Source organism: Microbacterium sp. cf046 (assembly GCF_900114345.1).
Lineage (GTDB): Bacteria > Actinomycetota > Actinomycetes > Actinomycetales > Microbacteriaceae > Microbacterium.
The window spans coordinates 591694-605522 of sequence record NZ_FOZJ01000003.1; the positions used below are offsets into that span (position 1 = coordinate 591694).

A 13829-nucleotide genomic window follows, 5' to 3' on the forward strand; every position below is an offset into this window, starting at 1 on the left:
CACCGTGAGGCTCCACCGGCTCGAGCTCGAGGGGTTCGGTCCGTTCCGCGAGCGGCAGGTGGTGGACTTCGACGCGTTCGCCGCCGACGGGATCTTCCTGATCGCCGGACGCACCGGAGCGGGCAAGTCGAGCGTGCTCGACGGCGTCTGCTTCGCCCTCTACGGCGGCGCACCGCGGTACGACGGCGCCGAGAAGCGGCTGCGCAGCGACCACTGCGCTCCGGAGGATCCGACATCCGTGACCGTCGAATTCAGCGCCGCCGGCACCCGGTGGCGGGTGACCCGATCGCCCGAGTACGAGCGGCCGAAGCAGCGCGGAAACGGCCTGACGACAGAGCCCCACCGCGCGCAGCTCGACGAACTCGTGAGCGGCTCGTGGGTGGGCCGCGCCGCCCGACCCGTCGATGTCGCGCGAGAGCTCGACGAGATCCTGGGGCTGAATCAGCAGCAGTTCCTCCAGGTCATCCTGCTCGCCCAGGGCCGGTTCGCCGAGTTCCTGCTCGCCAAGAACGACGACCGGCAGCGCCTCCTTCGCAAGCTGTTCGGGACCCGCACGTACGAGGACTACCAGAACGCGCTCGAACTGCGACGCAGGGACGCCGAGCGTGCCCTCGCCGCGGCCGGCGACGGCGTGCTCCTGCTCCTCGGCGAAGCGGAGCGCCTCATCGAGGCCGACGGTCTCGGCGGCGACGGGGAAGACGGGTCCGTCTCCGCGGAGGGGACTCCCGCCCGGTTCGCCGCCGGCGAGCGCGCTGTGCAGCGGGCCGCCTATCGCGCGGACACGCTCGTCCGCGAGCGGGATGCCGCGGATGCCGCGCATCGGGCAGCCGATGTCTCGCACAGCGCGGCGAAGTCCCTCCGCGAGATGCAGGAGCAGCGCGCCCGGTCCCGAGGAGCACTCGCCGCGCTCGAGGCGAAGTCGCCGACCGTGGCGACGGATCGCGAGACGCTCGACCGGGCGACGGCGGCCGAGGCCCTTCGCGCGCCGATCGAGTCGACGGCGCGTGCGGCCGACGCCTCCGCTGCAGCCGCCGAAGTCGAAACGGCGGCGCTGGCGGCCTGGGTCGCGGCGGGTGAGATCGCGGATGCCGCAGGCGTCGCCATCCGAATCGACGAACTGGCCGGCGACCTCGCCGTCGCGACGGCGGCGTCGGCGCAGGAGCGCGACCTCGACGCGTCGGAGTCGGCGATCGGAGAGACGCGCACTCGCATCGGAGAGTTCGAAGCACTCCTTGCGGCGATCGATGCGCACCGCGAGGGGTTTCCTGCGCGGGCCGCAGAGATCGATGCGGAGCTCGCCGCCCTGGCCGAAATCGCCGGAACGCACGCGTCGGCCCGGACGCAGCTCACCGAACTGACCGCACGCCTCGCGGCCGCCCAGGAAGCGGCGCGGCTCGCATCCGCCCAGCGGGATGCCGACACCGCGCACGCCGCGACGCTCGTCGAGCTCGAGCAGTCGGCGGCTGCGATGACCGCACTCCTCCGTCGCCGGCTCGCCGGGCATGCGGGCGAGCTCGCCGCCGCGCTCGTCGACGGTGAGGCATGCTCCGTGTGCGGGTCGACCGAGCACCCTCGCCCGGCCGAGGCGACAGTCGAGCCCGTCACGGACGGCGACCTCGCCGAAGCCGAACTGGTCAAGGATGCCGCGGCGGTTTCGGAACGCGCGGCGTCCGAGGCGGCCCGCGATGCGCGGGCCGCTCACGGTGCGGCAGCCGCGCGCGCGGGCGGGGAGGACCCCGAAACCCTCGGCACCGCGCTGGCGCTCGCCGAAGCCGCGGTCACCGCGGCCGAGCAGGCGGCGACGGCACGCGAGCGACTGAGCGCCACGCGCCGGCAGCTCGTCGAGGCCGATGCCGCCGCGGCGGCCGAACGCGTGGAGCTCGCGGCCGAGCTCGCGGCCGCGCGCGAGGCGCTCGCCGCACTGGTCGAGCACGTCTCCGGTGCCCGTCGTGCCGTCGTTGCGGCTCGGGGGCCGTTCCGCACGGTCGCCGAGCGCATCGCGGACGCGACCCGCCGCCGCCGCCTCGGCCAGACCTTGGCCGACGCCCACGCCGATTCGGCGGTGCGCCGAGCTGCGGCGGAGGATGCCCGCACCGACCGGGACGCGCGGGTCGCGGCATCCGACTTCGCCGGCGTCGAGGACGCGACGGCCGCGCTTCGCGACGCGCCATCCCGGGCAGCGCTCGACGAGCGGATCCGCGAGCACGATGCCGCGCTCCGCGCCGAGCGCGACCGACTCCGCGATCTGGAACTCGCTCTGGCCGGTGCTCCTGATGAGCTCGTGGACCTCACCATCACCGCGACCGCACTCGCCGATGCGCGGGAGCGCTGGAGTGGGACCGTGGATGCCGCCGCCCACGCGGCGCAGACGCTCACCCGCTTGCGCGACCTGCTGATGCGCGCTTCGCAGGCCGATTCGGAGATCTCCGGACTCGTGCAGGAGCACGCGGTCATCTCCCGCCTGGCCAACACCGTCGCCGGCAAGGCACCGAACACCCATCGCATGACCCTCGAATCGTTCGTGCTCGCCGCCGAGCTCGAGGAGATCGTCGAGGCGGCGAACCTCCGCCTCGACGACATGTCTTCGGGGCGGTACCGGCTGCAGCACACCGACGCACGTGCCGCACGGGGCGCCGCATCCGGACTCGGGCTCGAGATCATGGATGCGCACACCGGGTACGCGCGGCCGGCGCAGTCGCTGTCGGGGGGCGAGACCTTCCTCGCGTCCCTGTCACTCGCGCTCGGGCTGGCGGAGGTCGTCACCGCGCGCGCCGGCGGCGTGAGACTGGACACGCTGTTCATCGACGAGGGCTTCGGCTCGCTCGACGACGACACGCTCGACCTCGCCATGCGCACGCTCGACGAGCTCCGGCAGGGCGGGCGCACGGTCGGACTCATCAGCCACGTGCAGGCGATGAAGGAACAGCTTCCGGCGCAGCTGATCGTAGAGGCGACGCCGCAGGGTCCGAGCGTCATCCGGCAGGATCTCGTCCCGACGGTCTGACGTGCCGCGCCCGCGATCTAGGCTGGAGTCGTGAACAAGGGAACGATCTGGACCATCGTCGGCGTCATCGTGGCAGTGCTGATCGCGTGGTTCCTGGTGACAGTGCTGTTCTCGGTGCTGGCGTTCCTCGTCAAGCTCCTGATCGTCGCCGTCGTCGCGGTGATCGTGTTCTTCGTGCTGCGCATGATCTTCTCGCACAGCGGCGACTCGGACTCCTGAGAGTCCGCGGCCGCCGGTTCGCGACGGTCCGGGTCAGACGCCGTACTCGGCGAGCATCCATGCGCGCAGCTGCACGCTGCAGGCGGTGACGGCCGTCCGCCAGTCGGTGATCGCGTCGTCCTGCGCGCGATCCGACACCGCCTTGATCACGCGGATCGGCACGTCGAACTGCGCAGCCACCCAGGCGTAGGCGTAGGTCTCCATGTCGACCATGCCGGCGCCGAGCGGGCGGATCACGGCGACCGCCTCGGCATCGTCGACGAAATGGTCACCGGTCGCGATCGTGACGCCCTCTCGACCGAGGTCCACGCGCGCCGGAAGCGACACGTGCTGACCCACGATCCCGTCGATGTCGGTGACATCGTGCTGGATCGCCGCGTCGATCTCGTACACGACGCCGTCCAGCCGGGCATCGATCGCCCCGGCCGTGCCGACGACGACGATCTCGTCGTATTCGCGTGCATCCAGCGCGCGGGTGAGCGCATACGTCGCCTGGAGCTTGCCGGGTCCGGTCACCAGTCGATCGAAACCGGGCAGCTCGGGCGGAAAGGCGACGAGCTCGGCTTCGAGGGCCGCGACGAGGAGTTTCACCGGTCCATCCTGCCAGGCTCCCGCAGAGCCACCGGACCCATCACCGGTCGCGCGCGGTCGCGGCGCCATCGAGCATGGTCCTCCCGGAACTCGGCGCGGGTGGTGAACCTGTAGCGATACGAGACCGCGCGCACCCAGCGCGGACGCGCGCCGTCGAACGGATCGGCCGCGAGCAGCCGGAGCGTGCGCGGGTCGGCCTCGAGCAGTCTGACCAGGAACACCGTGAACCAGTCCTCCAGCGGGTGGCCGAGCGGCAGGAACCACATCAGCCAGTCCAGCCGGAGGTGATAGGGCGCGAATTGACGGGGGATGCGGTGGATCTCGCCCGGCTTGCCCTTGAAGGTGTACTCGACCCAGGTCGCGGCATCCGGATCACCGTCCACTGTTCCCTCGACGACGATCTCGATGCGCTCCCTGGTCACCGTGCCGAACGCGCCGTAGGCGTTCGCGAGCTGCCACCGGTTGAAGCTCGCGTTCATGAGCTGCCGTCGCGCGAACAGATTGCGCAGCGCCGGCCAGCTCAGCAGGACGAAGAGCATGCCGACCGCGCTCGTCGCGATGAGCCAGTACAGCGGCAGACCGTCGATCCGCCAAGGCGGCGATGACGCTTCCGGCGGTCGGGCGGGAGTTCCGATGCCCGGGATGCCGATCGCCGAGAACGCGATCACGATCGTCGCCCAGTTCAACCACGCGAAGTTGCCGGTCGCCACGAGCCAGAGCTGGGTGGCGATCACGATCGCCGCAGCGACGGCGCCGACGACCGCCGGCACCCGGCCGGGAACCCACAGCCCGAGGATCGGGGCGAACAGGAACCACGGCACCACGAGCTGCGCGAAGTGGTTGCCGATCACCTCGCCCTTGTGGAACCAGCGGGGCAGCAGGTGCGCCTGCCGGCTGAGCGGCCCCGGCATCGGCTGGGTCTCGTGGTGATAGGTGAGCGCGGTGAGGTCGCGCCACTCGCTCCCGCCGCGGATCTTGATCATGCCGGCGCCGAACTCGAGCCGCAACAGCAGCCACCAGAACAGCACGATGACCACCGTCGGAGGGGGCTGCGCATCCGAGCCGAGGAATGCGGCGAGGAAGCCGGCTTCGAGCAGCAGCATCTCCCACCCGAACGAGTAGAAGGTCTGCCCGATGCTCACGATCGACATGTACGCGCCCCACAGGATGAGGAACGCGATCATCGGCACCCATGGCGGCGCCAGCTGCGGGATGCCGCACACCAGGATCGCCGAGACCACGATGCCGCCGATGCACAGCCCGACCAGGCGTCGATCGGTGTAGCGAACCCACCGGAACACGGTCGGCCGCAGCAGTCGTGCGGCGCGCTCGGATGTGCGCGCCCAGTCGAGCAGTTCGGGCGCCGGCAGCATGCCGCGCTCGCCGAGGAGCGGGCGGAACTGGTTCAGCGTCGAGATGAAGGCGACCAGGTACAGCGCGGCGATGCCTCGCTGCAGCATCTGCCGAGCGAACTCGAAGTCGACTGCCGCGAAACCGTCCACGACCTCACGTCCGGAACAGATCCGCGGGGTCGACCCGCACACCGGCGGTGTCGCGAAGCGCCTGTCGGGCGGCGTACCAGCCGGGCATGCCCGTCACACCCGGGCCGGGCGGTGTCGCCGCCGACGCGAGGTACACGCCACGCAGCGGCGTGCGCCAGGGTGCCGTGGAGACGATCGGCCGGCGGATCGCCTGTGCGAGGGTGAAGGACCCTCCGAGGATGTCGCCGCCGATGTCGGATGGATTGAACGCGACCCGCTTGGCGGCGGTCATGGCGTGCGAGGCCAGAATCCGGTCGCGGAACCCCGGAGCGAACCGCTCCACCTGCCGGATGACCGGTTCGGTCGGATCGAGCGCCGACTCGGCGGGAACGTGAATGTAGGCCCACAGCACCTGCTTGCCGTCCGGGGCTCTTGTCGGGTCGAGCACGGACGGCTGCACGGCGAGGACGTAGGGGCGGTCCGTCATGGTCCCGCGTGCGACCGCGTTCTCGCTCGCCTCGACTTCCGCACGCGTCCCGCCGAGATGGACGGTGGGGGAGTGCGCGACGTCCGGATGCCGCCACGGCACGGGTCCGTCGAGCGCGAAGTCGACCTTGGCCGCGGCAGGACCGTAACGGTAGCGCGCGATGGCGCGCGCGTACCGAGGCGGCAGGGCGGGATGGGTCAGCAGCAGGCGCGGGGACGTGTCCAGCAGCAGCAGGTCGCCGGCGGCCGGGTCTCCCCAATCGAGCTCGTCGATCGAAGTGACACGGTGCCCAGTGACTACCTCGCCGCCGTGCGCCCTGAGGTCGTCGACGAGCGCGTCCGCGATCCGCTGGGCTCCACCGCGGGGGAACGCCCATCCGTCGCCCGCATGGGCGTGCGCGGCGAGGAACAGGCCGGACGCGGCGGCGCTCAGCGACGGCAGGCGGCTGTTGGCGTGCGCGAACACTCCGCTCAGCAGGGCGTTCGCCTCCTCGGTTCTGAACGTGCCGCGTCCGAGATCCGTGCCGAGCTGCAGCGCCCGGAGCCCGAACCGGACCGTCGTGAGGGGATGCCGCGGCATGCGCAGCAGCTGCGACCCGGTGAAATCCACCACCGCGTCGAGGTGCGAGCTGAGCGGCCGCATGACCGCCAGCCATGCGGACGCGTCGCGACCAAGATCGCGCGCGGTGCGCTGGAGGTCTCGCCAGGAGATCGCGGCCTGGCCGCGGTCGAGCGGCTGCGCGTAGGAGATCTCCGGCGCGATCCATTCGATGCGCTGCCGCAGTCCGAACGCCCGGAAGAACGGTGAGCTGAGGGCCGCGGGATGGACCGCCGAGCCGACGTCGTGGAGGAACCCGGGAAGCGTCAGCTCGGCGGTGCGTGCGCCGCCGCCGATGCTCTCGGAGGCCTCCAGCACGCGCACGTCGTATCCCGCTCGGGCGAGGGCGACGGCGGCGGCGAGTCCGTTCGGCCCGCTGCCGATGACAGTCGCGCGCCTGGCCATGCCCTCATCCTCCCACCGCCGCGCGCGCGATCGAGGGGCTGTACAGCAACCGCGCCCGACGCTACGGGCCCGCTGCGAGCGGTCAGCCCAGATCCACCGCGTTCTCCGGCGCGAGGATCGCACTCAGCGGCTCGAAGAGCAGTGTGGACCGGTTCGAGGTGTCGTACTCCGGGGTGGTCGTGAAGTAGATGACCACCGTCAGCTCCTGATCACGCAGATAGCCGACCGACGCGTGGTAGCCCTGAAGCCCGGGAGCCGTCAGCAGCCAGTCGTTCACGACCGAGATCCCCATGCCGTAGTAGCGCTCGTCGGTGTTCGTGCCGAGACCGACGCTGGTCGGGGCGAGCTGCATCTCATGGCTCTCGTCCGAGAGAAGGGCGCCCGTTCCGACCGCCTCGATCAACGTGCGCAGGTCGTCCTGCGTGGAGCCCCACCCGCCGGCGAACGACGTCCACGACGGCTCCCAGAACGTCGCCTCCTCCCACACTCCGCGCTCGCCCGTGTAGGCGTGCAGGATCGGGTCGGGCAGGTAGGCATTCGCAGGCGACGTCGTCTCGTCCATGCCGAGGGGATCGAAGATGCCCTCCTGGACGAGGTCGGCGATGGGAGTGCCGGTCGCCACCTCGAGCACCTGGGCGAGGATCAGGATGTTGGTGTCCGAGAAGTTCCAGTCGGTCCCCGGCGTGTACATCGGTCCGCCGTCGACGCCGTAGGCGATGACGTCGTCGATGTCCCACCGCGCGAACGGGTCCTCATACAGCTTCGACTGGAATTCGGGGACGATCGTGTACTGCTGGTATCCGGATGTGCTGTGCGCGACCATGTCGATCGTGATCTGATCGGCCGATGGCAGGTCCGGCAGGTACTTCGACAGTGGATCGTCGAGCGCGACCGTGCCCTTCTCGACCTGCTGGAGCAGCACGGTCTCGACCATCGAATGGCCAACGTTGCCCGTGCGATGATGCATGTCCACCGTCGCGGGCACACCGGTGAGCGTCTCGCCGAGCGCGCCGACCAGCAGCGGGTCGCCCGCTCTCCAGACACCGATGATCACCGAGCCGAGCGACTCCGATTCGAAGACGGAGCGCACGACGTCCGCGGCCGCTCGGGCTTCGTCGGTGTCGGCGACGCACAGCGCTTCGGCCTCCGACGTGCCGTCCGGACACTCCGCGCCATCAGCAGCCGGAGCGCTCTCGGACGGGCTCGCGGCATCCTCGGGGGGACCTGCCGTACAGGCGGAGATCGACGTCATGGTTGCGGCGATCACGACGGCACCCCACAGCACTGTGGCTCTCATGGCTGAATGCTATCGGCGCCCCACAGTGCCGCCCGCCTGCGTGGAAAGCGTTACCGTTTCGGTGCGAGATGAGGCAGCGCCGCGTCCAGTTCGGCGAGCCAGACCGCCGCGTTCCCGTCCGACGGAGCGCGCCAGTCGCCTCGCGGCGAGAGGGAGCCGGCCGGCGACACCTTCGGCCCGTTGGGGATCGCCGAGCGCTTGAACTGCGCGAACGCGAAGAAGCGCTGCAGGAACACGCGCAGCCACTTCGTCACCGTCGGAAGGTCGTACGCATAGCGATCGTCGGCGGGGAATCCGGGCGGCCACGCCCCGGCATCCGCCCTCGCCCACGCGCGTGCGGCGAGGAAGGCGACCTTCGACGGGCGCAGCCCGTATCGCACGATGTGGAACAGCGTGAAGTCGTGGAGGGCGTACGGCCCGACGCGGTCCTCCGTGGACTGCAGCGTGCCGTCCTGCCCGGCAGGGACGAGTTCCGGACTGATCTCTGTGTCCAGCACCGACTGCAGCACGTCCTTCGCGCGGTCGCTCACCTCGACCGAGGGGTCGGCGATGACCCAGCGGATCACGTGCTGGATGAGCGTCTTGGGAACTCCGGCGTTCACGGCGTAGTGGCTCATCTGGTCGCCGACGCCGTAGGTCGCCCAGCCCAGCGCGAGCTCGGAGAGGTCGGACGTGCCGATGACCATCCCGCCATGCTGGTTCGCGAGCCGGAACAGGAAGTCGGTGCGCAGGCCGGCCTGCACGTTCTCGAACGTGATGTCGTGCACCGGCTCACCGTCGGCGAAGGGGTGGCCGATCTTCTCGAACATCTCGTTGGCGGCATCCCGGATGTCGATCGTCTCGATGGACGCGCCGATGGATTCTGCCAGCGCGATCGCGTTGGACTTCGTGTGCTCGGAGGTCGCGAAGCCGGGCATCGTGTAGGCGAGGATGTCGCTGCGCGGCCGTCCCATCCGGTCCATCGCCCGCGCGACGACGAGCAGCGCATGCGTCGAGTCCAGACCGCCGCTCACGCCGATGACGGGCTTCGGGCCGCCGATCGCCTCGAGCCGCTGCACCAGCCCCGAGACCTGGATGTTGAAGGCCTCGTAGCAGTCGAGGGCGAGACGCGCCGGATCGTCGGGCACGAACGGGAACCGGTCGAGGGTCCTGCGCAGGCCGATGTCGCGCGCGGGCGGATCGAGCTGGAAGTGCACCCTGCGGAACATCGCGTCGGCGTGCTCGGCGCGGCGGTTGTCGTCGAACGTGCCCTGGCGCAGCCGGTCCTGGCGCAGGCGGTCCAGGTCGACGTCGGCGATCGAGTGGCGCGCGCCCTGCGGGAAGCGCTCCGTCTCGGCGAGCAGCATTCCGCCCTCGTAGACGAAGGTCTGGCCGTCCCACGACAGATCGTTGGTCGACTCGCCCGCCCCGGCGGCCGCGTACGCGTAGGCGGCGAGGCAGCGCAGCGACTGCGACTGGCAGAGGATCTTGCGGTCCTCGGCGCGCGCGATGGTGATCGGGCTGCCGGAGAGGTTCAGCAGGACGGTCGCTCCGGCAAGGGCGGCGGAGGACGACGGCGGGATGGGCACCCAGACGTCCTCGCACACCTCGGCGTGCACGACCAAGCCCTCCACGTCGAGCGCCTCGAAGAGCAGATCGGGTCCGAACGGCGCCTCGAGATGCGCGATCCGGATGTCCTGCCCGACCTGGTCGTCACCGGGCGCGTACCAGCGCCGCTCGTAGAACTCCCGGTACGTGGGCAGATACGACTTCGGAACCACGCCGAGCAGCTCGCCGCGGTGGATGACCACGGCGCAGTTGTAGAGGCGGTTGCGATGGCGAAGCGGCGCGCCGACGACGAGCATGGGGAAGAGCTCCTCGGATGCCGCCACCAGGCGCTGCAGCGCAGCCTCGACGGCATCGAGGACCGCATCCTGCATCACCAGGTCGTCGATCGCGTAACCGGTCAGGCACAGTTCGGGGAAGACGGCCACGGCGACCGCATCGGCATCGCACTCGCGCGCGGAGGCGAGCACCGCGTCGGCGTTGCGCACCGGATCGGCGATCGCGACCGGGATCGTGCAGGCCGCGATGCGCGCGAATCCGTGGCGATACGCGCTCTCGAACGGGAGGCTCATGGCACCAGTCTGTCAGCATCCGCGCCCGGTCTGGGGGTGTCGGCGGGCCCGGCTAAGGTCGTCGGGGAGAGGCGGGCATGCGATACATCGAAGACGAAGGCCGGATCGTCTGGAGCGCGAGCGACCTCAAGGCCGCCGCGGAGTGCGAGTTCGCCTGGCTTCGAGCGATCGACGCCCGAATCGGGCGGATCGCGGCCGTCGAGGAGCCGGAGGATCCCACGCTCGAGCGGGCAGGACGGCTCGGCGGCGAGCACGAGCTCCGACTGCTCGCGGGCTACCGGGCTGCGTTCGGGGAGGGTGTCGTCGAGATCGCCGAGACGCGATCCTCGGATGCCGTGGCTCTGGCCGAGGCGGTCGCCCGCACGAACGCAGCGCTCGACTCCGACGCCGACGTCATCTACCAGGCGGCATTCGCGACCGACGACTTCGTCGGGTTCGCCGACTTCCTCGTCCGCGACGAGTCCGGACGCTGGATCGTGCAGGACAGCAAGCTGGCCCGGCGCGCACGGGTGACGGCGCTCATGCAGCTGTCGGCATACGTCGCCCAGCTCGATCGGCTCGGCGTCGCGCGCTCGGATCGCGTCGAACTGCTGCTCGGAGACGGAACGACCAGCGTGCATCTCGCGGACGAGCTGCTCCCGGTGTTCGGCCTGCGTCGCGCACGCCTGAAGGCGCTCATCGACGACCGCCGGCTGGATCGCGGACTCGAGTGGCCCGCGATCGCATGGGGCGATGCGCGGGGAGAGCTCGGCGTGCTCGCCTGCGGGCGGTGCGCCACGTGCGACGCCGAGGTCGTCACCTCGCGCGACCTGCTGCTCATCGCCGGAATGCGACCCGTGCAGAGGGAGCGGCTGCGCGCCGCGGGCATCACGACGATCGACCGGCTCGCAGCGGCCGGGGCGACGCCGAAGGGCATGAACCCCGACACCTTCTCCCTGCTTCAGACTCAGGCGCGACTTCAGCTGAGCGCTCCCGCCGGAACGGGGCAGTCCGCGCCGGTCGCACCCGGTGAGGCCCCTCCGATCCCGCCCTACGAGGTCGTCGCTCCGACCGCGCTCGAGGCGCTTCCGCGCCCCGACCTCGGTGACCTGTTCTTCGATTTCGAGGGCGATCCCCTGTACACGGAGGGCGCCGCAGACGTCTGGGGGATCGACTACCTGTTCGGCTGGATCGACATGCGCGAGCAGTACAGCGCACTGTGGGCGCACTCCTTCGCGCAGGAGCGCGTGGCGCTGGAGACGTTCCTCGACTTCATCGCGGTGCATCGGGCGCAGCATCCGGATTTCCACATCTATCACTACGCGCCGTACGAGCCGACGCACCTGCTGACCATGGCCGCGCGGCACGGGACGCGCGAAGCCGACGTCGACCGGCTGCTGCGGGACGGCGTCTTCGTGGACCTGTACCCGATCGTGCGGCGGGCGATGCGGGTCGGATCGCGCTCGTATTCGATCAAGAAGCTCGAGCCGCTGTACATGGGCGCGGACGTTCGCACGAGCGACGTGCAGAAGGGCGACGACTCGATCGTCCGCTACGTCGAGGCGCGGGCGCTGCGCGACGACGGCGACGAGGCCGCGGCCCAGGAGATCTTCGACGATCTCGCCGACTACAACCGCTACGACTGCATCTCGACCAGACGCCTGCGCGACTGGCTCGTCGAGCGGGCCCGGGACGCAGGCATGCGCCCGTCACCGAATCCCGAGCCGGGGGAGAACGTCTACGAGCCGTCTCCCCGGGCGGTCACGCTGTCGGCGCTCGCGACCGCATTCGATGAGGACTCGTCCGATGCGATGGCGCTGCGGCTGGGGGCGGCGGGCATCGACTATTACGCGCGCGAGGCGAAGACCTTCTGGGCGACGCACTTCCTGCGGCTGCGCGAGCCGGTGTCGCTCTGGGAGGACACGCGCGATGTCATCTCGCTCGACCGTGCGCGGTGCCGCCTCGTCGAAGACTGGAATCGCCCCGAGGGGGCGCGCACCGATCGCCGTCTGCTCGAGCTGCGTGGCGAGTTCGCCCCCGGAACACGGCTCAGCGTGGGATCGAACCCGTTCGCACTGTACGAGCTGCCCGCACCCTTTCCGTTCGAGGCTTCCCCGCGGTGGATCCACGCAGACCACCGAGTCACGGTGATCGAGGTGTTGGACGACGGCGCACTCGTCGAGGAGAACGCCGTCGACGGTCAGACCTGGGCCGAGCTGCCGATCGCGCTCACGCCCGCCCCTCCGCCACGAGCGCTCAACCAGCAGGTCGCGATCGACGCGTGGGCGGATGCCGTGATCGTCGCGGCACCCGAGCTGCCAGCCGATCCCGCGACCGACATCCTGCGCCGCCGCCCACCCCGCACCATCGCCTCATCGGCGGGACTGCCAGCGTCGCGTGGCGATGACGTCGCAGCGATCGTGCGCGCCGTCCTCGACCTCGACCGCAGCTACCTCGCCGTCCAGGGCCCACCCGGAACAGGCAAGACGTACGTGGGATCCCATGTGATCGCCCGGCTGGTGCGCGAGCACGGATACAAGGTCGGCGTCGTCGCGCAGTCGCACGCGGTGATCGAGAACATGCTCGATCGCGTCGTCGCCGCCGGCGTTCCGCGTGAGCTCGTCGCCAAGGCCCCGAAGGACCCGGCAGCCGCCGATCTCGCGTTCACGCCGATCCCGAAGAACGGGGTCGCGGAGTTCACGGGGCTGAACGCCGCGACCGGGTACGTGATCGGCGGCACCGCGTGGGACTTCGCACATGAGGGGCGCATTCCGCGTGGCAGTCTCGATCTGCTCGTGATCGACGAGGCCGGTCAGTTCTCGCTCGCATCCACGATCGCAGTCTCGCTCGCCGCGTCACGGCTGCTGCTGCTCGGCGATCCGCAGCAGCTGCCCCAGGTCAGCCAGGGCACGCATCCGGAGCCGGTCGACACGTCCGCCCTGGGCTGGGTCATGGACGGGGCGGATGTGATCCCGCCCGAGTACGGCTATTTCCTCGCCCGCACGTGGCGGATGCACCCGCGCATCGCGGAGCCGGTCTCTCGCCTGTCGTATCGAGGCGAGCTCGCCGCGCACCCGTCGACCGCTCTTCGCGAACTGGCGGGGATCGCACCTGGGCTGATCCCCGTCTCGGTCCGCCATCACGGCAACGCCACCCAGTCGCCGGAGGAGGCGGCGGTCGTCGCCGAGTTCGTCCGCGACCTGGTCGGTCGCGAATGGACCGGCATCCTGATCGGCGAGGAGGGGCAGACCACACGTCTGGAGCCGCGGCCGCTCGAGCAGGGCGACATCATCGTCGTCACCCCATACAATGCACAGCAGGTGGCAGTGGAGGAAGCGCTCGCGGACGCCGGATTCCCGGACGTGCCGGTGGGCACGGTCGACCGCTTCCAGGGTCAGGAGGCGGCGGTCGCGATCGTGTCGCTGGCCGCGTCGTCCGGGCGCGATGCGCCCCGCGGGCTCGAGTTCCTGCTGCTGCGCAACCGGCTCAACGTCGCGATCTCGCGCGCGATGCACACCGCATACCTGATCTCGTCCCCTGGCCTGCTCGACGACCTGCCGTACACGCCCGAGGGTGTGGTCCGGCTGAGCGGGTTCGCCCGACTCGTGGGCGAGGCCTGAACGATCGGGACGCGCTCCAATCCGCCCCGGTC

8 protein-coding genes are annotated in these 13829 nt (G+C 70.6%); 3 read left to right on the forward strand and 5 right to left on the reverse strand.

Features of this window, described 5'->3' with window-relative positions:
* Positions 1-4 precede the first annotated feature (4 nt).
* Entirely contained in the window at positions 5-3004 is a 3000-nt protein-coding gene (locus tag BM349_RS15170) for an AAA family ATPase (RefSeq protein ID WP_091707893.1), read from the forward strand.
* A 30-nt stretch (positions 3005-3034) separates the two neighbouring features.
* Positions 3035-3223 (forward strand): hypothetical protein, encoded by a 189-nt coding sequence (locus BM349_RS15175; RefSeq protein ID WP_091707896.1) that lies wholly within the window; start codon positions 3035-3037, stop codon positions 3221-3223.
* Between the two features lie 33 nt (positions 3224-3256).
* Here BM349_RS15175 and BM349_RS15180 read toward each other — a convergent pair whose 3' ends face one another.
* The 5 genes from BM349_RS15180 to BM349_RS15200 all read right to left on the reverse strand — a co-directional run bounded on the left by BM349_RS15180 (position 3257) and on the right by BM349_RS15200 (position 10198).
* Positions 3257-3814 carry a phosphorylase family protein gene (locus BM349_RS15180; RefSeq protein ID WP_091707899.1) on the reverse strand — a complete coding sequence of 186 codons (558 nt, stop codon included), beginning with the start codon at positions 3812-3814 and terminating at the stop codon, positions 3257-3259.
* Positions 3811-5316, reverse strand: coding sequence for a lipase maturation factor family protein (locus tag BM349_RS15185; protein ID WP_091707901.1), 1506 nt, complete (start codon positions 5314-5316; stop codon positions 3811-3813). The genes BM349_RS15180 and BM349_RS15185 overlap by 4 nt, the downstream gene beginning before the upstream one ends.
* A gap of 4 nt (positions 5317-5320) precedes the next feature.
* The gene (locus BM349_RS15190; protein WP_091707903.1) at positions 5321-6784 is read right to left on the reverse strand and encodes a phytoene desaturase family protein; all 1464 of its coding nucleotides are present in this window, start codon (positions 6782-6784) and stop codon (positions 5321-5323) included.
* Positions 6785-6866: 82 nt separating this feature from the next.
* Positions 6867-8081, reverse strand: a complete 1215-nt coding sequence (locus BM349_RS15195) for a serine hydrolase domain-containing protein (RefSeq protein WP_091707905.1) — start codon at positions 8079-8081, stop codon at positions 6867-6869.
* Between the two features lie 50 nt (positions 8082-8131).
* Complete coding sequence (locus BM349_RS15200; RefSeq protein ID WP_091707908.1) at positions 8132-10198, reverse strand: NAD(+) synthase; 2067 nt, start codon at positions 10196-10198, stop codon at positions 8132-8134.
* A gap of 77 nt (positions 10199-10275) precedes the next feature.
* Between BM349_RS15200 and BM349_RS15205 the strand changes: the two genes are divergently transcribed.
* A complete protein-coding gene (locus BM349_RS15205) occupies positions 10276-13797 on the forward strand; it encodes a TM0106 family RecB-like putative nuclease (protein WP_091707911.1) in 3522 nt (1173 codons plus the stop codon).
* The last annotated feature ends 32 nt before the right edge of the window (positions 13798-13829 follow it).